General features: G+C 63.9%; 16 protein-coding genes. 8 read left to right on the top strand and 8 right to left on the bottom strand.

Annotated features, from left to right (window positions below; translation table 11 throughout):
• Nucleotides 1–215 precede the first annotated feature (215 nt).
• Nucleotides 216–2540, bottom strand: a complete 2325-nt coding sequence (locus tag PMM47T1_RS28605) for a putative bifunctional diguanylate cyclase/phosphodiesterase (RefSeq protein WP_177323372.1) — start codon at nt 2538–2540, stop codon at nt 216–218.
• Between the two features lie 308 nt (nt 2541–2848).
• Here PMM47T1_RS28605 and PMM47T1_RS30560 point away from each other — a divergent pair, with 308 nt between their 5' ends.
• The 5 genes from PMM47T1_RS30560 (at nt 2849) to PMM47T1_RS07565 (ending at nt 8553) form a co-directional block, all read left to right on the top strand.
• Complete coding sequence (locus PMM47T1_RS30560) at nt 2849–2983, top strand: PSPA7_2676 family Cys-rich small protein (RefSeq protein ID WP_157212965.1); 135 nt, start codon at nt 2849–2851, stop codon at nt 2981–2983.
• Between the two features lie 108 nt (nt 2984–3091).
• A complete protein-coding gene (locus PMM47T1_RS07580) occupies nt 3092–4459 on the top strand; it encodes an MFS transporter (protein ID WP_008367335.1) in 1368 nt (455 codons plus the stop codon).
• Nucleotides 4460–4551: 92 nt separating this feature from the next.
• Nucleotides 4552–5685: a GGDEF domain-containing protein gene (locus PMM47T1_RS07575; protein WP_008367334.1), complete on the top strand. Its 1134-nt coding sequence runs from the start codon at nt 4552–4554 to the stop codon at nt 5683–5685.
• Between the two features lie 94 nt (nt 5686–5779).
• Nucleotides 5780–6841: an extracellular solute-binding protein gene (locus PMM47T1_RS07570; RefSeq protein WP_008367333.1), complete on the top strand. Its 1062-nt coding sequence runs from the start codon at nt 5780–5782 to the stop codon at nt 6839–6841.
• The gene (locus tag PMM47T1_RS07565) at nt 6838–8553 is read left to right on the top strand and encodes a diguanylate cyclase domain-containing protein (RefSeq protein ID WP_008367332.1); all 1716 of its coding nucleotides are present in this window, start codon (nt 6838–6840) and stop codon (nt 8551–8553) included. Before PMM47T1_RS07570 ends, PMM47T1_RS07565 begins: the two co-directional genes overlap by 4 nt.
• Before the next feature lie 169 nt (nt 8554–8722).
• On the opposite strand, the gene PMM47T1_RS07560 is transcribed toward PMM47T1_RS07565, so the two are convergent.
• The 5 genes from PMM47T1_RS07560 to PMM47T1_RS07540 all read right to left on the bottom strand — a co-directional run bounded on the left by PMM47T1_RS07560 (nt 8723) and on the right by PMM47T1_RS07540 (nt 15256).
• Complete coding sequence (locus PMM47T1_RS07560; RefSeq protein ID WP_008367331.1) at nt 8723–9760, bottom strand: ABC transporter substrate-binding protein; 1038 nt, start codon at nt 9758–9760, stop codon at nt 8723–8725.
• 301 nt (nt 9761–10061) lie between these two features.
• Nucleotides 10062–12059, bottom strand: coding sequence for a peptidase U32 family protein (locus PMM47T1_RS07555; protein ID WP_008367330.1), 1998 nt, complete (start codon nt 12057–12059; stop codon nt 10062–10064).
• A 91-nt stretch (nt 12060–12150) separates the two neighbouring features.
• Nucleotides 12151–12531 carry a RidA family protein gene (locus PMM47T1_RS07550; protein ID WP_008367329.1) on the bottom strand — a complete coding sequence of 127 codons (381 nt, stop codon included), beginning with the start codon at nt 12529–12531 and terminating at the stop codon, nt 12151–12153.
• Nucleotides 12532–12594: 63 nt separating this feature from the next.
• Nucleotides 12595–13785 (bottom strand): MFS transporter, encoded by a 1191-nt coding sequence (locus PMM47T1_RS07545; protein WP_008367327.1) that lies wholly within the window; start codon nt 13783–13785, stop codon nt 12595–12597.
• Nucleotides 13786–14044: 259 nt separating this feature from the next.
• Nucleotides 14045–15256, bottom strand: coding sequence for a multidrug effflux MFS transporter (locus PMM47T1_RS07540; RefSeq protein ID WP_008367325.1), 1212 nt, complete (start codon nt 15254–15256; stop codon nt 14045–14047).
• Between the two features lie 229 nt (nt 15257–15485).
• On the opposite strand from PMM47T1_RS07540, the gene PMM47T1_RS07535 reads away from it, so the two are divergent.
• Together PMM47T1_RS07535 and PMM47T1_RS07530 are read left to right on the top strand one after the other, a co-directional pair.
• Entirely contained in the window at nt 15486–16850 is a 1365-nt protein-coding gene (locus tag PMM47T1_RS07535; protein WP_008367322.1) for an MATE family efflux transporter, read from the top strand.
• Nucleotides 16850–17503, top strand: a complete 654-nt coding sequence (locus tag PMM47T1_RS07530; protein ID WP_008367320.1) for a TetR/AcrR family transcriptional regulator — start codon at nt 16850–16852, stop codon at nt 17501–17503. Before PMM47T1_RS07535 ends, PMM47T1_RS07530 begins: the two co-directional genes overlap by 1 nt.
• 15 nt (nt 17504–17518) lie before the next feature.
• On the opposite strand, the gene PMM47T1_RS07525 is transcribed toward PMM47T1_RS07530, so the two are convergent.
• Entirely contained in the window at nt 17519–20215 is a 2697-nt protein-coding gene (locus tag PMM47T1_RS07525) for a beta-glucosidase (protein ID WP_008367319.1), read from the bottom strand.
• Complete coding sequence (locus PMM47T1_RS07520; protein WP_238536604.1) at nt 20212–20466, bottom strand: hypothetical protein; 255 nt, start codon at nt 20464–20466, stop codon at nt 20212–20214. Before PMM47T1_RS07520 ends, PMM47T1_RS07525 begins: the two co-directional genes overlap by 4 nt.
• Before the next feature lie 549 nt (nt 20467–21015).
• Between PMM47T1_RS07520 and PMM47T1_RS07515 the strand changes: the two genes are divergently transcribed.
• Nucleotides 21016–22683, top strand: a complete 1668-nt coding sequence (locus PMM47T1_RS07515) for a GspE/PulE family protein (RefSeq protein ID WP_008367316.1) — start codon at nt 21016–21018, stop codon at nt 22681–22683.
• Nucleotides 22684–22794: the final 111 nt, after the last annotated feature.

Raw genomic sequence — 22794 nt, 5'->3', positions numbered from 1 at the left:
GGCACTTGGTCGCGGACGGATAATACCTTAGTCGCATGAAAAATGTTTCATGTAATGGCAGAAATGCCCTGCTTTGTCGCCGTAGCGGGGCACCGTGCCGCTGTAGCCGCAACTGTTTTTTGTAGGAGCGGGCTTGCCAGCGAGTTTTTCGCCCCCGCAACGGCTCGCTGGCAAGCCTCCCTTTTTTGCGCCGCGTCTTGACGCGGCTTGCGCTGCTACAGGGGGAGCGGGGCGCGAGCCAGCCACACCTCGAATTCCGCAGCCGGCATTGGCCGCGCGATCAGGTAGCCCTGGCCCACGTCGCAGCCGGCCTGGCGTACGAACTCATATTGCTCCGGCGTCTCGATGCCTTCGGCAGTGACGTGAAACTTCAAGGCGTGACCCAGCTGGATAATCGCCCGGGTAATGGCCACGTGGGTGGCCGAATGGGGCAGTTCCTGAATAAAGGCACGGTCTATTTTCAAATTATCCACGGGCAGCAGGTGCAGGTAGGCCAGCGATGAATAGCCGGTGCCGAAGTCATCCACGGCGGTGGTCACACCCATGCCTTGCAGCCGGCTGAGTACGCTGCGGGCCAGTTGGCGGCTTTCCAGAAACAGGCTTTCAGTGACTTCCACCTCAAGGGTCCGTGCCGGCAACTGGTAGCGTTGCAGGGCGCGGGTAACGGTGTCGGCGAAGTCGCTGCGTTCTATTTGCGGCACCGCCACGTTGATCGCCACATGGCCCTCAAAGCAGCCACGATCACGCCATTGGCGTATTTGCGCACACACTTGATCCAGCAACCACTCGCCCATGGGCACGATCAGCCCGGTGCGCTCGGCCAGGGGAATGAAGTCGGTGGGCGGAATCAGCCCGGCCACCGGGTCGCGCCAGCGCATCAGCGCTTCGACGCCCATCACCTGGCCGTCCGCCAGGTTCACCTTGGGCTGGTACCACACCTCCAGCTCGTCGCAGTCCAACGCGCGGCGCAAGGCGTGTTCCAGGCTCACGCGCGTCTGCATGTGCAAGGTCATGTGCCGCTGGTAGAAACGATAGTCGTTGCGCCCGGCTTCCTTGGCCGCGTACATGGCGGTGTCGGCATGGCGCAGCAGCGTGTCGGCGCAGGCGCCATCGGCCGGGTACAGGGCCACGCCGATGCTGGCGGTGATCAGCGCCGTGCTGCCATCGAGTTCGAACGCCGGGCGCAAGCTGTCCAGCAAGGCTTGCAGGCGGGCGGTGATTTCTTCCAGGTGGCGGTTGATGGGCAACACGAAGGCAAATTCATCGCCGCCCAGCCGCGCCACCATGTCGCCGGGCCGCAGGGCACGCTGAAAGCGCAGCGTTGCGGCTTGCAGCAGGCGGTCGCCGGTGGGGTGGCCCAGGGTGTCATTGACGGTCTTGAAGCCATCCAGGTCCAGCACCAGCACGGCCAGCTGGCGGCCGTGGGTGCCCGCGGTATCGATGTCCTCGCCCAGGCGGCGGTGGAACAGCACGCGGTTGGCAAGCCCTGTGGTGCTGTCGAAATGCGCCAGGCGTTCCAGGGCGGCCTGGGTCTGCTTGAGCCGGGTAATGTCGTTGGAAATGCCCAGCACGCCCAGCAGTTGCCCGTCTGGGGTGCGCAGGGGGCACTTGGTGGTCAGGTAGGTACGCGGTTCGCCGCGGCGGTGGTGGATGTCTTCGAAACGGTGGGCCTGGCCGCTGATCAGTACCGAGGTGTCGTCATTGTTCTGCTGCAGGGCGTCGGCGGGAATCATGAACTCATCGCGGCGCTTGCCCAGCAAGTCCGCCTCCTGGCGATCCACCGCATTCTCATAAAGCTGATTGCACAGCACCAGGCGGCCCTGGGGGTCGAACATGTAAATCAGCGACGGGGCGTTGTCGACAATGACCTGCAGCATGGCTTTTTGGCGCAGCAGTTCGGTTTCGGCCTCGCGGCGCTGGGAAATGTCGCGCACCACGGCGAAGGTCACCGGTTCACCGTCCAGGCCCATTACGCTCAGGGTCACTTCGGCCGGGAACAGGCTGCCGTCCAGGCGCCGGTGGGTCCATTCGAACCGTTGTACGCCCTTGGCTCTGGCCGCTGACATGACCGCGTCGGCTCGCTCCACTGACGGCGTGCCATCGTCCTGAAACGGCGGCGACAGGTCCAGCGGGCTGATGTTCTTGAACGTGACCGGGTCGCTGAACCCAAAGGTGGCGAGCATCGCCGCGTTGGCCTGGCTGCTGAAACCGTGCTGGTCAAGGATCCATACAGCATCGGGCGAACCCTCGAACAGGCGGCGTAACCGGTCCTCGCTCAGGGCCAGGGACGCGCGCATCACTTTCTGTTCGGCCATCTGGCGCTTGAGCTCCAGGTTGCGCCGCGACACTAGGCGCTGGCTGATGCCCACCTGCACCGCCAGCAGGCCAAGCAACACAATGGCGCCCAGGCACAACCAGGCCAGGGGGGTTTCCCAGGGTTGGACGCCTTGGGGGCCACCGGTCGTGCCGATCAGGCCAACCAGCAACAATGCCGCCACCAACAGGTAGCGGGTGCCGGGGCAGCGGAGCAGGTCGCTCATGGTTTTCTGGGTCATCGATTGCCGGCCTACCGATTCAAGTCACGACGTCCTGTCCTACAGCGCCGTATTGGCGCAGGTTTGCATGCAAGGCATATCGGACGGCGAGGCGCAAGGTTGAGGGCAGGGCCGTTAAATCGGACGAGGTGCAACGGCCTGATCCGGCAAGCTGCACTGGTCCCCGTTGACGCTCGTGCAAAATGCACGGCAGATGCGCGGCTAACTCCTTGTTTTTAAAGAAGACCGTCCTTGGCCCGAAGGCTGCAATGCACTGGCTGAGAAACATCGGGGCATACCCCGCGGAGGTCACCGTGAGTATTATCTGTCTGATCAAAGGCTGTGAATGGATGGCTTGCCCGCTGCAACTGCCGGGCATGGCATTGATGACCTGCGAGCGCTGTGAACGCTGCGGCGCCTTGCGTTACCACAGCACTGTTGTCCAGTAGCCTGCGGGCAGATGAAACCTTGGTCAGTTTGGCCAATTTGAAATGAAATCTGCCGGGCGCAACGGTACTCTCCAGAGCCTTCCTGTCTCAAACCGGATACCTGCGCGCATGCTTGCCCCTGCTGACGGTCTGCCCAGCCAGAACCGTATTCCCGCCGTCATTGCCATCTCCCTGGCCGTGGGCATGGCCACGCTGGACACGGCCATCGTCAACACCGCCTTGCCGACCCTGGCCAGTGGCATCGGTACCGACTCCGCTTCCGTCATCTGGGTCGTCAACGCCTACCAGTTGGCCATGGTGGCGACCATTCTACCGTTTGCGTCCTTGGGTGAAGTGCTGGGCCACCGCCGGGTGTACCTGGGCGGCTTGCTGGTGTTTGTGCTGTCTTCGCTGGTGTGCGGCCTGGCCTGGTCGCTGCCCTCGCTGGCCATTGCCCGTGTGGTGCAAGGGCTGGGCGCGGCGGCGATCATGAGCGTCAACACCGCACTGATCCGTTTTATCTACCCCTCGACAATGCTCGGACGGGGCATGGGCTATAACTCGCTGGTGGTGGGGCTGGCCTTTACCCTTGGGCCCACGGCGGCGTCGGCGATTCTGTCGGTGGCCAGTTGGCACTGGCTGTTCCTGGTCAACGTGCCGCTCGGCCTGCTGGCCGTGGTGCTGGCCCAGCGCAACCTGCCTGAAATCGAGCGCGCCGGGCATGACTTTGACCGGGTGGCGGCGGTGCTGTGCGCCGGCCTGTTCGGTTTTCTAGTGCTGGGCCTGGGGACCACGGTGCACGGCGCCAGCGCACTGCTGACTGGCCTAGAACTGTTGGTGGCGCTGGTGTGCGGTACCTTGCTGATTCGCCGTCAGGCCGGGCACCCGGCCCCCATGCTGGCCCTGGACCTGTTCCGGCGTCCGCTGTTTGCGCTGTCTTCGGCCACCGCCATTTGTGCGTTCAGCACCCAGGGCCTGGCGTTCGTGGCGTTGCCGTTCCTGCTGCAGAATGTGCTGGGGCACAGCCAGGTCGCCACCGGCTTCCTGATGACGCCGTGGCCGGCCCTGGTGGCGCTGATTGCGCTGGTGGCCGGGCGTCTGGCCGACCGTTTTTCGCCGGGGCTGCTGGGCGGTATCGGCCTGTTGGCCCTGAGCATCGGCATGGCCTCGCTGGCCCTGCTGGGCAGCCAGGCATCGACGTTCGACATAGGCTGGCGCATGGCGCTGTGCGGCGCCGGTTTCGGCTTCTTCCAGTCGCCCAACCTGAAGGCGCTGATGACCAGTGCACCGGCCAACCGCAGCGGCGGTGCCAGTGGCATCGTCGCCACCTCGCGGCTGTTGGGCCAAACCCTTGGCGCGTCGCTGGTGGCCCTGTGTTTTCACGCGTCCATCAGCAGCGGGCCGCAATGGGCGTTGTGGCTGGGCTGTGCCTTTGCTCTGGCGGGCAGCATTGCCAGCGGCGCGCGGGTGTTGCAGGTAGGCGGTGGTTTTCGCTGAACCCCGCGTTTACCCGTGCGATTGAGTTGTGAGCAGGGCTGTAGCGGTGCGACAATCGATCTTTCCTCGCCGCTCAGGATCAGGCACAGCGAATGGATCAGCGGGCACGCCAGTACCAACAGGACGTATTCATCGCCGAACAGGTGCGCAACGATCAACTGCAGCAGTTGTTTCGCCAGTCGGGCTCGGCGGTGTTCGGCAGTTACCTGGCCGCGGTCATGCTCAGTTGGCTGTGTTGGGGCCGTTTCGATCACCAGGTGGTGGGGTGGTGGCTGGGATTGCTCAGCGCCTCGACCCTGCTGCGCACCAGCCTGTTCGTGCGTTACTTTCGCAGCGTGCAAAGCGAGCGCATCCCTGGCCGCTGGGAATGGCAATACTGGAGCACGCTGGCGTCATCGGCGGCCATCTGGGGCGTGGGCGCACTGGCGGTGATGCCGCCCGACGACCTGCTGGCCCAGGCGCTGGTGATGCTGTTTGCCGTGGGCATGTCGGTGAGCGCGGTGTCCTGCTACTCGGCCTATCGCCACATGACGGTCATGTCGATTCTGTTGGTGCTGCTGCCCAGCACGGTTTGGCTGCTGCTGCAGGATTCGACCATCCAGGTGGGCATGGCCCTGGCAGCCCTGGTGTTCGCCTTCTTCGTGGCGCGCGCCACGCAAAAACTGTCCGAGGCGTTGGAACGGGCCTATCGGCTGAGCCATGAGATGGAGCGGGCCCACAGCATTTCCACCTACGCGGCGCAGACAGACGAACTGACGGGGCTGAAAAATCGACGGGCCTTCTTCGAGCACGGCCACCAGTTGTTCACCTATTGCCAGCATCAGCGTGTGCCGCTATGCGCGGTGATGCTGGACATGGACCATTTCAAGCACATCAACGACACCTACGGTCACCAGGCCGGTGACGAGGTGCTGCGCCAGATCGGTCGGGTCATCAGCGGCTCGTTGCGCGCCACCGACATTCACGGCCGCCTGGGCGGCGAAGAGTTCGCCGTGCTGTTGCCCGACACCTCGCTGGCGCAGGCACAGGGCATTGCCGAGCAATTGCTGCGCACCATTGCCGACCTGCGCCCGCTACCGGTGTACCGTATTACCGCAAGCCTGGGCGTGGCTGAAGTGGAAGGCAGCGGCCAGGACCTGCACAAGCTGATCAACAACGCCGACAAGGCCCTGTACCGGGCCAAGGCCCAGGGCCGCAACCAGGTGGTGATTGCCGAGCCGGCCTGAGCCCCCATTGGCCACGACCGCTTTCCGACCGAAGGGCGCCTGGCCCGCGCAGACGCATGCGGCGAAGGCATATTGCCAGCTGTATAGTGGCGCGATGTTTGCCTTGGCACTGATCATGAGCTACCTGCGCCCGCTGTGGTTTCCGCTGTTGTTGATGTGCCTGTGCACCCAGGTTGCCGCCGACGAACGCACGCTGCGGGTATTGGCGTGGCCGGGGTATGCCGACAGCGACCTGGTGGCGGTGTTCGAGCAGCGCCAACACGTGCGGGTGGAAGTGACGCTGGTGGGCAGCGACGAAGTCTTGCGCAGCAAGATGGCCGAGCATCAGGGTGCCGATTTCGACGTGATCGCCGCCAACACTGCTGAGGTTCATCGCTATGCCGGCCTTGGCCTGTTGCAGCCGCTGCGCCCCGAACGCATTGCCAATACGTCGCGCCAGTTGCCCCGGTTTCGCGACTATGCGCGCATCCCCGACATTCGCGTGGGTGACCAGGTGTACGCCATTCCCTACGTGTGGTCGGACATGGGCCTTATCTATGACCGTCATCAGTTCGTCCAGCCGCCCGACTCCATTGCCAGCCTGTGGGACCCGAACCTGCAGGGGCGGGTGCTGGCCTTCAACACCAGCAATCACAATTTTTCCCTGGCCAGCCTGGCGCTGGGGGGCGACCCGTTTGTCATCCGCTCGCAGGATTTCGCCCACGTCAGCGAAAAGCTCATTGACCTGCGCCGCAACGTCCTGACGTTCTATTCGTTGCCGGAGGAGGCCGCCGAGCTGTTCCGCTCGCACAAGGTGGCCCTGGTATTTGCCAACTACGGTCGCCAGCAACTCAAGCAGTTGCAGGACGCCGGTGCCGACGTGGGCTACGTGGTCCCGCGTGAGGGCGCACTGGCCTGGCTCGATTGCTGGGCCGTCAGCCGCAAGGCGCAAGACCCGGCCCTGGCCTACAGCTGGATCAACTACATGCTCGAACCCCAGGTCAGCCTGGCACTGAGCCAGCGCCAGGCGCTGAACAACACCCTGCATGAGCCCGAGGGCCAAGCCAGCAGCCAGCCGCTGATCTGGCTGCGTCCGGTCGAGGATGACGGCCGTCGCGCGGCGCTGTGGCAACGCATTGTGTCGGGCGAGCGTGCGCCGTTGCAGGAGGCGCCATGAAATTCGGCATCGCCTTCAAGCTCGGCAGCCTGCTGGCGCTGTTCGGCATGCTGCCCGTGGGCCTTGCCGGCTACTCCATCTACAGCAGCAGCCGCGAGGTTCTGCTGCAGGCGGCTGAGCGCGATCTGCTGGCGTCGGTGCGGGTCATGGGGCGCAACCTCGACGGCAACCTGCACGTAATTGCCCAGGATGCCGTCATGCTCAGCAATGGCCCGCGGGTTCAAGACCTGAACAGCCTTTCGGGCCCGCAGCAGCGCCAGCACGTGGAGGACGACCTGGCGCAGTCGTTCCGGGCCATGTTGCTCACGCACCCCGACTACATGCAGATCCGCCTGATCAGCGCCAGCGACCACGGCCTGGAATGGGTGCGCCTGGACCGCGACGGCGCGGATCTTGCGCGGGTGCAGGATAACGATCTGCAGGAAAAGGCCCATTTTGCCTATACCTTCGAGACGTTGCGTCTGGCGCCTGGGCAAGTGCGCGTGTCCCCCATTGTCATCAACCATGAGCAGGGTGCCCATTCCGGCCTGGGCAAGCCCACCTTGCATGTGTCCACACCGGTGGCCGATGCCGCCGGCAAGGTGTTTGCCCTGGTGGTGATCAACGTCGACCTGGACCAGCTGTTCATGCAACTGCAAGCCGACTTGCCCAGTCAGTACCAGGTGTATTTGAGCAACCGCTGGGGCGACCTGCTGGTGCACCCCGACCCGCAGCGCACCTTCGGCTTCGATCGCGGCCGGCGCTTCTTCCTCCAGAACGAGTTCCCCGAGGTGGCACAATTGGTGGACAGCGCCGGCCCTGACAGCGTGATCAGCCGCGATGTGGAGCCGCAGGTGCAGGACCGGCCCGTGGCGGCCTTCGTCAGGTTGTCCAGCAACGCCGAGGTGGCCGAGCCGTTCGTGGTGTTAGGCCTGGGGCTGCCGCAAAGCGTGGTGCTGGCCCAAGCCTCGCGGGCGGGCTCTACCATTGGCCATATCGCGCTGTTTTTCGGCCTGCTGGCGGTGGTGGCGGCGTTCCTGGCCTCACGCGCACTGATTCGACCGCTGCGCAAGATGACCGACGCAGTGGAGCTGTTTGCCCGCGAGCGCACCATCACCACCTTGCCGGAGCGTGACGACGAACTGGGCGTGCTGGGTAACAGCTTTCGCAGCATGAAGCAGGAAATCCTCAACCAGCTCGACGACCTGACCCGCAGCCGCGCAGCGTTCGAGCACCTGGCCCGGCACGACCCGCTGACCAACCTGCCCAACCGGCGCATGTGCTTCGAGCGCCTGGAACTGGCCCTGGCCGCTGCCCGCCGCAGTGGCGAGCCATTTGCCCTGGTGTTTGTAGACCTCGACCATTTCAAGGCCATGAACGATGAATACGGCCACCGCTTTGGCGACCAGGTGCTGCGTGCGGTGGCCGCGCTGTTGAGTTCCGCCAGTGGCGTACCCGACAGCGTGTCGCGGCTGGGCGGCGACGAGTTCGTGATCTTCCTGCAGGGCACCACCGAGCCCAAGCGGGTCGTCACCCTGCTGGAGCGCCTGCACAAGAGTTTCCAGCTGCCCCTGTACATTGACGGCCGCCGTGTGCAGGTGCATGCCAGCATGGGCGTCAGCCGCTTCCCCGGTGATGGCGAAGACATCGAAACCCTGGTGCAGCAGGCCGACCACGCCATGTACCAGGCGAAAAGCAACGGCCGCAACCGCTACTCCCTTGGCGAAGCCTGACCCCACCCTTGGAGCTGCCGTAAGGCGTAGGGCTGCTCATTGGCGATGCCGGCGGTGAGGCCATCGGCACGGCCCTTGTCCAGCAGGCCGGCGGCCAGGGTGGCGGTGCTGCACAGCAGCAGCGTGGCAAGCAGGGGCAAACTGTGGGAGCAGTGGAGGCTTAAGGGAATCAGCTGCCCTGCAACGGCTTGGCATCTTCGAAGAAGTAGTCCTGCCACGACGCCGGTTTGTGCTTGATGGCGCCTACGCGGTACATGAACTCGGCCAGCGGGTAGGTGTTCTTCGGGTTGATGGTGAACTCAAAGCGCGGGTTGCTGATGATCTTCAGCAACTCTGCACGGTCGATGTTGGCGTGGGTGACGCGAATGTAGGTGTCGGCGGCGCCGGCCTTGTCTTTCTGGATGTAGTCGGCGGCCTCGGTCAACGCCTCGATGAAGGCATGGTAAGTCTTGGGGTTCTCGTTGCGGAACTTCTCGGTGGCGAACAGCACCGTCGGCGAGTTGGGCCCTAGCAGGTCGTAGGTGTCGAGCACGGTGTGCACGCCCGGCTTGGCCAATTCCTGCTCCTGGAACGGCGGGTTGGAGAAATGGCCCGTTACTTCGGTACCGCCGGACGTAATGCTGGTGGCCGCATCGGGGTGGGGCAGGTTGACCGAGTACTGATCCAGCCTGGCGTAGTCCTTGTCACCCCACAGCTTGGCCGAGGCGTATTGCAGGTAGCGCGACTGCACCGACACGCCCACCGCCGGCACGGCAATGCGGTCCTTGGCGGTGAAGTCGGCGATGGTCTTGACGTTGGGGTTGTTGCTGACCAGCAAATACGGGAAGTTGCCCAGCGAAGCCACTGCCTTGACGTTCTGGCGGCCGTAGGTACGGTCCCAGATGGTCAGCAGCGGGCCGACACCGGCACCGGCGACGTCCACCGCCCCGGCCAATAGCGCATCATTGACCGCCGAGCCACCGGACAGCTGAGTCCAGTCCACCTTGATGTCCAGGCCTTCCTGCTGACCGTATTTCTCCACCAGATGCTGGTCACGCACCACATTGAGCAGCAGGTAGACCACGCCGAACTGCTCGGCGATACGTAACTGACCCTCGGCCTGGGCGGCGCTCGGCATCACCAGGCAGCCCGCCATTAACGACAGGCCCAGTCCCAGGGCGGTGGTCAGTGTGCTCAGGCGAGGGCGCTGGGGGGTGGGTGCGGCCATGGTGGGTATACCTTGCTGTAAGCGAGTAAGAGCGCTGACGATATAGGTATATCAAGCTTCGTTTAAATCACTTTTGGTTATAACTTATAACCTTGCCGTAAGCCTTCGGCTGCCTGGCCCGATGGCCTGGTGCAGGGCAAAATCAGCAGCGGCGATTCGGTGGAGCCGTGGCGGACATACCGCTGACCGGCTAGCCGCTGGCGCAGGCTACGCTGGCCCTGAGCCTCGCTGAAGATGTCCAGCGTACTCCGGGGTCAACGCAGCCTGGCGGCTGCAGACGCCGTACAGCGATCGGGGACGATCAGTGTGGTGCGCGGGGGATGGTCTTCAGCAGGTCTTCGGGGGTGATATGCCCCACCACGTTCTTGTTGCTGCCCAGTTGCGGCAGGTCGAGGATGTGGCCCTTCATCTTGCCGATGATGTGCATTTCGCACGGCTTGCAGTCGAACTTCAACGTCAGCACTTCATCGCCTTGAATCAGTTGCATCGGCGCGACCTTGGTGCGTACACCGGTGACGCCCTTGGCCTGCTTGGGGCACAGGTTGAAGGAGAAACGCAGGCAGTGCTTGGTGATCATCACCGGCACTTCGCCCGGCTCTTCGTGGGCTTCATAGGCCGCATCGATCAGCTTCACGCCGTGGCGGTAGTAGAAGTCACGGGCCTTCTGGTTGTAGACGTTGGCCAGGAACGACAGGTGCGACTCGGGGTACACCGGCGCCGGGTTGGTCTCGGCCTTGCGGCCGCCACGGGGGTGGGCGGCGACGCGGGCGTCGGTCAGCGCTTCAATCACCTCGCGGCGCAGGGCCTTGAGCTGCGAGTTGGGGATGAAGTACGCCTGCGGCGCATCCAGCTTGATGTCGGTGGCGTGGTACTGGGTGGTGCCCAGTTGGCCCAGCAGGTCGTGCAGTTGCTCCAGGGCCTGCTCCGGCTTGTTGGCGGCACCGAACGGGCCGTCCAGGGCGACGCTGGCGCTGATGCCTTCCTCGCTGGTGGCGGTCAGTTCCAGGCGCTGCTCACGCAGTTGTGCCTTCCAGTTCAGGCCAATGCGGCGCTCGGAGGAGGTCTTCAACAGCGCCTGTTGCCAGTTGTGGTCCAGGTTGCGGTTCAACGGATGGTTGGGGCGCGCCTTGTACAGGTCGGCCGGCATCTCGTTGGGTTCCACGCGGTAGCGGTAGCGCTTTTCACCGTCTTCCTCGAACTCGCCCTTGGGCTCGGCGATGTTGGCACGGAAACCCACCACTTCACGCTTGATCTGCACGTTCAGGCCGTCACCGTTGGTCAACGGCTCATGGGTGACCACTTGCAGGTCGCGCTTGCCGACTTTCTCCACCACGCCCACGGCCAGGCCGGTGAAGGTCGGAGTGTCGAAGGCGCCGATATCGACCTTGCGGTCGGTGACGAAATAGTCGGTGCTGCCACGGTGAAAGGTTTTGTCCGGGTCGGGCACGAAGAAGTGTGCGGTACGGCCGCTGGAGGCACGAGCCAGGTCCGGGCGGCCTTCCAGGATGTCATCCAGGCGCTGACGGTAGTAGGCAGTGATGTTTTTCACATAGCCCATGTCCTTGTAGCGGCCTTCGATCTTGAACGAGCGCACGCCGGCTTCCACCAGGGCGCGCAGGTTGGCGCTCTGGTTGTTGTCCTTCATCGACAGCAGGTGCTTCTCGTAGGCCACCACACGGCCCTGGTCATCCTTGAGCGTATAGGGCAGGCGGCAGGCCTGGGAGCAATCGCCACGGTTGGCGCTGCGGCCGTTCTGGGCGTGGGAGATGTTGCACTGGCCGGAAAAGGCCACGCACAGGGCGCCGTGGATGAAGAACTCGATGGCGGCATCGGTTTCATCGGCAATGGCGCGAATTTCCTGCAGGTTCAGCTCGCGGGCCAGTACCAACTGCGAGAAACCGGCCTGGTCGAGAAACTTGGCCCGGTCCAGGGTACGGATGTCGGTCTGGGTGCTGGCGTGCAGCTCGATGGGCGGAATATCCAGCTCCATCACGCCCAGGTCCTGGACGATCAACGCGTCGACGCCGGCATCGTACAGTTGGTGGATCAGCGTACGAGCTGGCTCCAGCTCGTCGTCGTGGAGGATGGTGTTGATGGTGGTGAACACGCGGGCGTGGTAGCGCCGGGCGAATTCCACCAGGCGGGCGATATCGGCCACCTCGTTGCAGGCGTTGTGCCGCGCACCGAAGCTCGGGCCGCCGATGTACACGGCGTCGGCGCCATGCAGGATGGCCTCGCGGGCGATTTCTACGTCGCGGGCAGGGCTGAGCAATTCCAGGTGATGCTTGGGTAGGGACATGTTTTTTTAGTCAGGCTTGGCACGGTCAAGGCGTGCATTGTAGCCGTGAAATGGCTGGGGGGCACTCATTCGGCGCAACCGGGCGGCGTTATCAGCCCTTCGCCGCCATTGCCGTCACTTCTACCCGCATGCCTTGCACCGCCAACGCCGCCACACCCACGGCAGCACGCACCGGCCACGGCTTGGCGAAGAACCGCTGGTACACGGCGTTGAACGCAGCGCGGTCAGCCATGTCGGTGAGGTAGATGGTCAGGTGCATCACCCGGTCCATGCCGCTGCCGGCGCGCTCCAGCGCCAGCTTCAGGGCCTGCAGCGTGCACTCGCTCTGGGCCGTGATGTCGCCCAGTTCCAGGCTGCCGTCGGCACGGGTGGGGATCTGGGTGGATACCAGGATGCCATTGAAGCCGGCAACGTCGGAAGAAATGGAATCGGCGTCCGGGTCGGGCAGGAAGATCACGGCCGGGTCAGTCATGGAAAGCTCTCTGTGGCGAAGGTAAAGGAGGTTTAGCCCGGCACCTTAACGCCAACGGAGCGCTCAGCCAACCTTCTCGGCCATCGAGCCGCCCAGCACATACAGCGTGCCGCCCACCACCAGGAACGCCGCCAGCACATAGAACATCGCCGCCGGAGCCAGGTACATCAAGGCCAGGCCACACACCACCGGGCCCAGGGCGCCGCCCAGGTTGGACAGGTTCTGCGCCGCGTAATACATGCCGCGCAGGTGCATCGGCGCAATGCGGTCGATGAACATGTACTCGGCGGGAAACACGATGATCTCGCCCAGGGTAAACACCAGCATGGCCAGCGCCCAGGCCGTCAGGCTTTGCGCCAGGGAGAAACCCACCAGGCCCGCCAGGAACAGTGCAAGGCCGGCGATCAGCCAGCGGGTCAGGCGTCGTGAATCGATATGCTTGCCCACCCCGTACTGCAGGCAGATCACCACCGCGGCATTGACCGCCAGCACGGTACTGATCACCGAATACACCCGCTGGGCATCCGTGGTCAGCACCAGGTACTGGGACAAATAGGCGGTGAACTGGCCGAACACCACGGCGCTGAGGATGCCGCCGAAGGTGAAGCACACCAGGCGGCGGTCCTTGAGCAACACCTTGCCGACGCTGACGAAGGAAAACGCCGGGGTGCCCGGGCTGACGCTGCGCACATGGCGGTCACCATACAGGCCGTACACCCCGAGAAACGCCACACCGAGCAAGGCCGACACCACGAACGGCAGGTGCAGGCTGAGGTTCGACAGGCCGGCGCCGATGAAAGGCCCCACGGCGTAGGCGATGTTGATCAAGGTGTAGCGCAGAGAAAACACCCGGCCTTGCTCGCCGTCGGGCAGCAAGCGGCCGAAACTGGCCTTGGCCACCACGTCGATCACGGAGTAGGCAAAGTTGAATAGCACCAGGAACAGGAAAAACACCGGCAGGCTCGACGTCAGCCACATGCCGATGAACCCGGCGATGAAGCAGCCGGTAAACCCCAGTATCAGGCCATAGGGGCTCAGACGATCAGTGAGGTAGCCGCCATACAGGCTCAGCACCGAGCCTGCGATCAGCGCGCCGCCGATCAGCGCACCCACGCTGGACACGTCCAGCCCGTAGCCGGAGGTCAGGAACAAGACCAGGTAGGGCAGGGTGATTGCCCGGCCCAGTGTCAGCAGCAACGCGCTGGCCAGCAGCAGGTTGACCGAAAGGGGGTAGTGCCTGAGGGTGGCTAGCATGCGTCGTCCTGACAGCGTCCAATAAATCCATGCTATCACGTGTAGCCGCGGCGCAACCCCGGAGCTGCCGCGATCGGCCCGACACCGCCGAAGGTCCTGCGAACCGCTACCCGTGCACCAGCGCCACGGAGAAGAACAGCACCAGGATCGCGGCCAGGGTTAGGTGAACATTCATGTCAGTGCATCCATCGCAAAAAGAAGATGAACGCAGCTTATTAACCTTCAGGCATGAACAATAAATTGATCATGCCAATTCGTACTATTGCCGCGATTGATGGGCATAAGCCGGCGCCAATGTGCGCACGCCGATGGCGAAGCATGCCAGGGCCAGGGCTGCGCACCCCAGCATGACCATGGCCATGGCCCGCGGCGAATGGCCGTCGTAGAAATGCCCTACCAGGAAGCCAGCCGCTGCGCCGCCGGCCATCTGGATGGCGCGCAGCAGGGCGGCGCCGGAACCGGCGGTGTGCTGCAGGTCTTCCAGCGAGGCATGGGTGGCGTTGGGCATCACCAGGCCGGTGCACAGGTTGCTCAGCACCACCAGGCTCGCCAGGCCCAGCAGCGGGGGGCTGGCCTGGGTGGAGAACAGCACCAGGCCTACGCTGCAAGCCAGGCTGGCCACAAGGCTCAGGCCGATGACCCGCGCCTCGCCCCAGCCATGGCGCACCAGCAGGCCGTTCAGCCACGAGCCGGCCAGGGTGCCCAGCGCGGTCACTGCGAACAGCAAGGCGAAGGCCTGGCTGCTCATGCCCAGGCCTTCCATGAACACCAGGGGCGAGGCGGTGATGTAGGCGAACATGCCGGCAAAGTTCAGCGCCAGGATCAGCGCGCACACCACAAAACGACGGCTGCGCAGCACTTGGGCATAAGTGGCGATCAGTGCCTGACGGCGGCGTGCCACAGGCGGATGGGACTCCTTCAACGCCAGCTTGGCGCTGACCAGCATCAATACCCCGGCCAGGGCCAGCACGGCATAAATGGCGCGCCAGTCGCCGATGGCCAGGATGCCTGCGCCCAGCAGCGGGGCCAGCAGCGGCGCGACGTTGTTGATGGCCACCAGGGTGCTTTGCAGCGAGCGCCCTTCGACGCCTGTGAATGCATCGCGCACGATGGCCACCGGCATGGCCGCGGCAGCACCGGCGGCCGCGCCTTGCAGCAGGCGGCTGACCAACAGCACGGTCATGTCGGGTGTCAGCGCACAGGCCACGCCGGCCAGGGTGAACAACGCCAGGCCGGCAAACAGGATGGGCAGGCGGCCGATACGGTCGGACAGCGGCCCGAACAGCAACGGACCCAGGACAAAACCGAGGATGAATAAGGTAATGGTTTGCGCCGACGTGGCGGAATCGCTGTGCAGCGCGGTGCCGATCTGGTTGATGGCGGGCAGCGCCATGTCGGTGGACAACGGCGGCAAGGCGGTACAGGCGCCCAGCAGCAGGGTGTGACGCCAAGGGGCGTGAGGTGTTTTCATCCGAAGGCTCTGGTCTGGGGCGGGCACGCCGACAGGGGATCGTAACCAAGCGCGTCTGGCCATGCCAATGAAATGTAGCCGCTGCCGCAACGCTGCGCTGGCCCTGTGCTTCGCTGCAGGTCTTCAGGGTTCACACAGGCCAGCGCAACCTGGCGACAGCGGCTACAGGCGCGCAGCCATTGGCTATATACTGGCCGGCCCCGCGCTCTACGCACCTGCCGAGACCCCCATGCCGGACACCCGCGCCCGATTCATTGAAGGCTCCCTGGCCCGTCACGTCCTGGCCATGGTCAGCGCCAATGCCTTGAGCCTGCTGGCGGTGTTCCTGGTCGATATCCTCACACTCGTGTACGTATCGCGCTTGCAGGACCAGCGCTTGCTGGCCGCGGTCGGCCTGGCCAAGACGCTGCTGTTCGTCAACGGCGCCTTTGCGTCCGGGGTAGTCATCGCCGCGGGCGCAGTGCTGTCCGAACGCATTGGCAAACACGTCAGCCAGCGCCTGGCACGCCTGGTGCTGCACCTATTGCTGATGGCCGTGCTGGTGGCGGCGCTGATCGCCGGGGTGGAGTGGTTGTGCATGGCGCCCCTGGCCCGGTGGCTGGGCGCCGACCCGGAGGCCTACCTGATGGCCCGCGGTTTTATCTGGATGACCCTGGCGGCCAGTGTGCCGGCCGCGGCCGTGCAGATGTGCGCGCAAATCCTCCGCGCCCAGGGCCACGGTCGCCTGGCGCTGGGTGTGCTGGTGAGTGGGGCGGCCACCTTGGCGCTGGCCGACCCGCTGCTGATTTTCGCCCTGGGCCTGGGCGTCGAAGGCGCCGGCCTGGCCTACGCCGTGTCGACGATGGTGGCGACGGGGGTGGGCCTGGTGCTGGTGAAGCGCCATTTTGGCCTGTCGCTGCGTTTCAGCGGGCGGCTGTTTCGCCTGCACACAGGCCGCGTGGCGCGCATTGCCGTGCCGGCGATGCTGGGCAACCTGGCCATGCCGGTGGGCATCACCTACCTGATGGTCACCGTGGCCGCCCTGGGCGCCTCGGCCCTGGCCGGTATGGCGGTGGTGGACCGGGTGTTGCAACTGGGCTATTGCGTGTACTTTGCCTTGCCCGCGGCCGTGGTGCCGGTGATTGCCCAGAACCTGGGGGCCGGCTGTCCTGCCCGTGCACGCCAGGCCATCGCCTTTACAGGCAAGCTGGTGGTCCTCTATGGTGTGTCGCTGTGGCTGGTACTGATGCTGGTTGGGTCGGCCATTGCCGATTACTTTCAACTGGTGGGTGAGGGCAGGGCGATGTTCCTGGCGTTCAGCCATTTCGGTGCAGGCCTGTGGGTCGTGTTTGGCCTGGACTTCGTCGCCCAGTCGGTGTTCCTGACCCTGGGCCGCGCCTGGTGGGTGCCTACCTTTGGTTGGTTGCGGGGCACCCTGGGCTCCATTCCTTTCATCTATACCGGCGTGCACTGGCTGGGCGGCAGCGGGGCCCTGATGGGCATATGGACAGGCAATGCCGTGGTGGCGCTGCTGGCAATTTTCACGGCCATGGGCGCGGCGCGGCGCTATTTCCGCCCGCCCGCACGGTCGTCGGTCAATGGATTTCTACAGTGATGGACAGTCGTAACGAAGTGGATGAGGCGCCTGCGCCAAAGCGTCGCCGCGCCCCCAAGGGTGAAATGCGTCGCATGGCCTTGCTCGACGCCGCCACGCAAGTGTTCGCCAGGGATGGCTACCAGAATGCGTCGATGCGTGATGTGGCCGATATCGCCGGCATCACCACGGTGGGCCTGCTGCACCATTTTCCCAACAAGGTGGCACTGCTCAAGGCGTTGCTCGACCGTCGCGATCAGCGAATCGTGGAACGCTTTGGGGAGCTGGACACGGCGCCGACTTTGGAAGGCTTCCTGCGTTTTCTGCGCATGAGCATGGGCTTCAGCGTGGAGGATGCCAGTGAATGCCAGGCAGCCTTGATGATCAACGTCGAGAGCCTGTCAGACAAACACCCGGCGTTCCCCTGGTTTCAGGAAAAGTTTGAAGTGGTGCACGGCCATGCCCGGTCTCACCTGGCGTCGCTGGTGGCCAGCGGTGCCATTCGCGCCGACGTGGACATCAAGTCCCTGGCGCTGGAGCTGTTCTCGGTGATGGATGGCTTGCAGATCCAGTGGCTCAGGGGCCGGGAAAGCGTCGACGTGATGCAGGTGTTCGAGCTGTACCTGAGGCGCCTGGCCAAGGACTTGAGAGCGGATGATCAGGCTCTTCCCTGAGCCTGATCGCACCGCTTAGTAGGTTTGCGAGGTCGAGACCTGGACGGCTTTCTGAACCGGCTTGGGCAGCGGGTTGCTGTCGCTGGTGGTCAGTTGCTCGGCGTACAGCGTGGTCAGGGTCTGGCTCAGCGATAGATCAGCGGAGCTGGTGCCCACGCGGATCTTGTACTTGCCGGCATCCACGTTCCAGCTGTCGCTGCTCTGCACGTAGTAGGCCAGTGAACGCGAATCCACCGGGATGCTCACGGTCTTGCTTTGGCCAGCCTTGAGGTACACCTTGGTGAAGCCCTTGAGTTCCTTGATGGGGCGATCTACCGCCGGGTTCACCGGTTGCACGTACAGCTGGGCCACTTCATAGCCCGCCTTGCTACCGGTGTTGGTCACGGTGAACTTGACGTTCACGGTGGCACCCGGGGTCAGCACATTGCTCGACAGTTTCAGGTCGCTGTAGCCGAAGGTGGTGTACGACAGACCGAAACCGAACGGGTAGAGCGGCTTGGTGTTGTTCTTGTCATATGCACGGTAGCCCAGGTACAGGCCTTCGCTGTAGGTCATCTCGGTCAGCGCGTTGTCGCCACGGTACTGCGCCGGGTCCGGGTAGGAGGCGTAGCTGGCGTTGTCCTCGATCTGCTTGTCGATGGTGATCGGCAGCTTGCCCGACGGGTTGACCTTGCCGTATAGAATCTCGGCCAGGGCCTGGCCGCCTTGTTGGCCCGGCAACCAGGCTTCCACGGTAGCGCCGACTTTCTTCGCCCATGGCTGCATGTTGGCGATGCCGCCACCGTGCATCACCACGATGGTGTTGGGGTTGGCCTTGGCCATGTTGGTGATCAGGTCGGCCTGCTGGTCAGGCAAGTCCCAACCGTGGTCCGAACCTTCGCCTTCGTTTTCGTAGTTGGTGCCCACGGCAACCACCACGGCGTCGTAGTTGGCCAGGTCAGCCGGTGCGCGCATCGCCGCCCAGCTCATCTGCACGCCTGCCAGGCCGCCCAGTGCCGGGGTGAAGTTGCCTGCGGTGCGCTGGTACTCAAGCTTGACGGTGTAGGATTTGCCTGCGGTGAGCGCAGCGGTCTGGCCAGAGGTGACCAGGGCGTTGACTACATCGCTGGAGTACGCCACGCCATCGCTCTGCAGCACCAACTGATCGTTGACCCACAGTTTGTACGGGCCGTCGGCGCGCACCTTGAACACTTGCGGGCCGGTGACGGTGGGTTTGATCACGCTGGTGAAGCGCGCCGAGAACGCACCGGCCGTCGGCGTGAAGCCCGACACCGCCGTGGTGCCGGCGTCGGTGACGTTGGTGCTGGTGGTCCAGTTCAGGTTCACGCCCGGTTCCACGCGGGTCAGCGCCGGGTCACCGGAGAAAGTGGTGTTGCTGTAGTACTCGGCTTTCACGCCGCTGTTGCTGATGTCGCTTTTGCCAGTTGATGGCTGGTACCACACCGAGGCCTTGGGGTTCAGGCTCAGGGCCGGCAGGTAGGTGACGTTGCTGGCGCTGGAGGCCAGTTGCTGCAGGCCGCTGAGTTCTGTGACGTAGCTGTTGGGCGGCGAGTTGGCGGTGCCGAACGGCGAGCCTGGCGCTTCCAGGGCCCAGTCGCCGATTACGGCGATCTTGGCGGTCTTGGCCAGTGGCAGCAGCGGGGCGCCGGCGCTGGTGTTTTCGTTGCGCAGCAGCACCATGGCTTCGCGCGCCGCGTCCAGGGCCGCAGTGGCGCCGTATTCGGTGTGCACCAGGGTCTGGGCGGTGTTCATGTTTTCCTGGCGGTCGTAGCTGACCACGGCGCGCAGGTTGCGCTTGGCCTTGTCGTCGATGACGTTCTGGGTCAGTTGGCCGCTCCACAGGTACGGCATCAGATTGGCTTCGGTGAACTGCAGGCCAGACGGCATGTCCAGGTCGGTGCCGGCCCAGGCGCCCTTGAAAGCGTCGTGGATGGCGTTGAAGTCGCTGATCACGCTGCCCTGGTAGCCCCATTCACCCTTGAGGATCTCAGTGATCAGGTGGTGGTTTTCGCAGGCGAAGTCGTCATTGATCTTATTGAAGCCGCACATGATGGTGGCCACGTTGGCGTTCTTGACCAGTGACTCGAAGCCCGGCAGGTACAGTTCGCGCAGGGTGCGCTCGTCCACCTTGACGTTCAGCAGCTGGCGGTTGGCTTCCTGCTCGTTGGCCAGGAAGTGCTTGCCGCTGGCCTGGATGCCCTGGGCCTGGATGGCGTTGACCACGGCCGGCGCCAGCACGGCGCCCAGGAACGGGTCTTCACCGCTCATGTACTCGGCGGCGCGGCCACCGTATGGGGTGCGGTACAGGTTGACGCCTGGCGACAGCATCTGCTGGGCACCGGCGATGCGCGTTTCATAGGCGATAGCCAGGCCGAATTCCTTGGCGCGGTTGATGCTCCAGGTGGCGGCCAGTGCCGACTGCGACGGGTACTGGGCGCCGAAGGTGGCGTTGTTAACGTGCACGCCCATGGACGAGTCGTACGCCAGGGTGCCCTGGATGCCCCAGTTGGGCAGCGCCGGGATCATGTGCCCGTCGTCAACGCGGGTGAAGTTGATTTTCTGCGAGGTGCTCATGTTGTCCAGGATCGAGCTGACCCGCGCTTCCACCGCGTTGCCGGTGGCCGGGGTGACCTCGGCCAGGGCCAGGTTGGCCTGGGCCACGCCGAAGGCCGCCAGGCTCAGGCCCAGGGCGTGCTTGAATACGGTGCTCATTGTTGCTGCTCCTGGCTGGGGGCGTCGTCGGTGACGATCGGGGCGTCTTGCACCGAGGCGGGTGCGGCCTGGGTGCTTTTGCTCAAGCTGGCGGCGCCGGACAAGTGGTCACGCTTGGCTTCGATCTGCTCGCGAAGTTGTTCATGAGTAGGAGGAGTGGCCGACGTGGAAGTTGAATCCGCCGCCAGTGCGCAGAAACTCTGGGCGCACAGAAGCAGAGTGCCCATGGCGGGCAACATGAGTCGATTCATCGATTCATTCTCGAATAAAGGTTAAATGATGGCGCTTTGATTGCGATGCAAAGTTGCGCCGAAGTGTAAGTCCAGATGATGCCTTTAAAAGTTCAAGGTTCGCAAAGTTATTTTTACGATCGGATAAAAAGTGCTTGGACACCGACGTGCGACCTTTGGTTGTCGGGTGTGCATCAGGTGCTTTCAGCGTGTTCTTGGTGATTTTATTGCATTAAATTGCGTATTTTTTGCATTTATACGACATTTATATCCGATATATTCGTAATTATCGCTATAAATAACCATAATGATAAACCTAATTGCAGTTAGGTTTTAGGATCTGCTAAGCTGTGCCAGCGTTGAAAAACACGTCCTTTTAGTTGCGCCTTAAACTTCAAAATCACCCCTGCTAACGTTTCGCTCCCTGCAGTGGAGTTCGAAGGTTGAATGCGTGCCGCCTATAAAACAGATTACACAGGAGTGTCGCTTCTACAGCGGCAGTCATCGAGTACCGTAGTGTCCGAAGTATCAGCGTGGAACAACCTTGCGCAATTACCGACGCAAGTCGATATGTGCCAGTGGTTGGCGGAAAACACTGAAGTAAAAGTGGCCGATATCCATCGGGCGAGAAAGCTGTGCCTGGCCGAAAACGAAAGCGACGACGACATGCTGCGCACGCTGATCCGCCTGGGGGCTGTACGCGACGAAGAAGTGGCCCAAGCGTGCGCCGCCTTGCTCAACGTGCCCCGACTGGACCTCGCCACACTGGCGCCGCACACCCCGCCAATGCTGGGCAGCGAGCGCTTCCTGCGCCACCACGCCCTGGTGGTGCTGCAGGTTCACGACTCGCACATCGAGGTGGCCGCCAGTGCGCCGCTGTCGCGCTATGCCCTGCACGCCATGGCTTACTGCGCCCGCCGCCCGCTGACGCTGGTGATCGCCACTGCCGAGGAGGTCGACACCCTGATCGAGCGCTTCCACGGCCAGGGCCGCAGCGCCATGGACGCGCTGATTGAGTCGCTGGACGTGGACGGCGATGCCCAGGACGACATCGAACACTTGAAGGACCTGGCCAGCGAGGCGCCGGTGATCCGCCTGGTCAACATGATTTTGCAGAAGGCCGTGGAGCAGCGCGCCTCCGACGTGCACGTGGAGCCGTTCGAGGACCAGTTGCAGGTGCGCTACCGTATCGACGGCCTGCTGGTCACCGGCGAGGCGCCACCTTCCAGCCACGCCGCCGCAGTGATTTCGCGCCTGAAGATCATGGCCCGCCTGGACATCGCCGAACGCCGCCTGCCCCAGGACGGCCGCATCATGTTGCGCATCCAGGGCAAGGAACTGGATTTGCGCGTGTCCACGGTGCCCACCAGTTTTGGCGAGTCGGTGGTGATGCGCCTGCTGGACCGGCAAACCGTCAGCTTCGATTTCCCCACCCTGGGCATCGACGGTCCGCGCCTGAATACCTTGCTCGACCTGCTGCAAAGGCCCCACGGCATTCTGCTCGTGACCGGGCCCACCGGCTCGGGCAAGACCACCACCCTGTACACCGCGCTCTCCAGGCTCAACACCGCCGTGCGCAAGATCATCACCGTGGAAGACCCGGTGGAATACCAACTGCCGGGCATCAACCAGATCCAGGTCAAGCCAGCCATTGGCCTGGACTTCCCCGCGGCGCTGCGTTCCATCGTGCGTCAGGACCCGGACGTGATCATGATCGGCGAGATGCGCGACCTGGAAACCTGCCGCATCGCCATCCAGTCATCGCTCACCGGCCACCTGGTGCTGTCCACCCTGCACACCAACAGCGCCGCGGCCAGTATCACGCGGCTACTGGACATGGGCGTTGAGCACTACCTGATTGCTTCGACCCTGCAGGGCATCCTCGCTCAGCGCCTGGTGCGCCGCCTGGACCCGGCCACGCGCGTGGCCTTTGAGGCGCCGGCCGACCTGATAAGTCGCTACCGCCTGGATCAGTACACCGAGCAGCGCCCCATCCTGCTGTATCGCCCGGCCGAGGACAGCCCCGGCGGCGGTTATTTCGGCCGCAGCGCCATCACTGAATTGCTGGTGATGAACGAAGAGTTGCGCAGCTTGCTCATGGGCCAGGCCGATGCGGCCACGCTTGAGGCTGCGGCGCGACGCAATGGCTTGGTCACCTTGTTTGAAGATGGCCTGCGCCAGGCGCTTACCGGGATGACCTCGTTGGAAGAAGTGCTGCGGGTGGCGCGTGATGGCTGAGTGGCAGGGGTTTGGGTACCGCGCGTTGACCGCGGCTGGCGAGAGCGAGCAGGGCAGTGTGCAGGCCAGTGATCAGGCGGGCGCTGTTGCGCTGCTGCAAAAGCGCGGCTT

This window comes from Pseudomonas sp. M47T1 (assembly GCF_000263855.1).
Classification (GTDB): Bacteria; Pseudomonadota; Gammaproteobacteria; order Pseudomonadales; family Pseudomonadaceae; genus Aquipseudomonas.
The sequence above is the reverse complement of the archived record's forward strand: the minus strand, read 5'-3'. Positions and strand labels throughout refer to the sequence as shown.

Bases quoted from the DNA above. Each gene is read 5' to 3' on its own strand.
- PMM47T1_RS28605 (WP_177323372.1), bottom strand. From the start codon at position 2,540: ATGAGCGACCTGCTCCGCTGCCCCGGCACCCGCTACCTGTTGGTGGCG.
- PMM47T1_RS07580 (WP_008367335.1), top strand. From the start codon at position 3,092: ATGCTTGCCCCTGCTGACGGTCTGCCCAGCCAGAACCGTATTCCCGCC.
- PMM47T1_RS07575 (WP_008367334.1), top strand. From the start codon at position 4,552: ATGGATCAGCGGGCACGCCAGTACCAACAGGACGTATTCATCGCCGAA.
- PMM47T1_RS07570 (WP_008367333.1), top strand. From the start codon at position 5,780: ATGTTTGCCTTGGCACTGATCATGAGCTACCTGCGCCCGCTGTGGTTT.
- PMM47T1_RS07565 (WP_008367332.1), top strand. From the start codon at position 6,838: ATGAAATTCGGCATCGCCTTCAAGCTCGGCAGCCTGCTGGCGCTGTTC.
- PMM47T1_RS07560 (WP_008367331.1), bottom strand. From the start codon at position 9,760: ATGGCCGCACCCACCCCCCAGCGCCCTCGCCTGAGCACACTGACCACC.
- PMM47T1_RS07555 (WP_008367330.1), bottom strand. From the start codon at position 12,059: ATGTCCCTACCCAAGCATCACCTGGAATTGCTCAGCCCTGCCCGCGAC.
- PMM47T1_RS07550 (WP_008367329.1), bottom strand. From the start codon at position 12,531: ATGACTGACCCGGCCGTGATCTTCCTGCCCGACCCGGACGCCGATTCC.
- PMM47T1_RS07545 (WP_008367327.1), bottom strand. From the start codon at position 13,785: ATGCTAGCCACCCTCAGGCACTACCCCCTTTCGGTCAACCTGCTGCTG.
- PMM47T1_RS07540 (WP_008367325.1), bottom strand. From the start codon at position 15,256: ATGAAAACACCTCACGCCCCTTGGCGTCACACCCTGCTGCTGGGCGCC.
- PMM47T1_RS07535 (WP_008367322.1), top strand. From the start codon at position 15,486: ATGCCGGACACCCGCGCCCGATTCATTGAAGGCTCCCTGGCCCGTCAC.
- PMM47T1_RS07530 (WP_008367320.1), top strand. From the start codon at position 16,850: ATGGACAGTCGTAACGAAGTGGATGAGGCGCCTGCGCCAAAGCGTCGC.
- PMM47T1_RS07525 (WP_008367319.1), bottom strand. From the start codon at position 20,215: ATGAGCACCGTATTCAAGCACGCCCTGGGCCTGAGCCTGGCGGCCTTC.
- PMM47T1_RS07520 (WP_238536604.1), bottom strand. From the start codon at position 20,466: ATGAATCGACTCATGTTGCCCGCCATGGGCACTCTGCTTCTGTGCGCC.
- PMM47T1_RS07515 (WP_008367316.1), top strand. From the start codon at position 21,016: ATGTGCCAGTGGTTGGCGGAAAACACTGAAGTAAAAGTGGCCGATATC.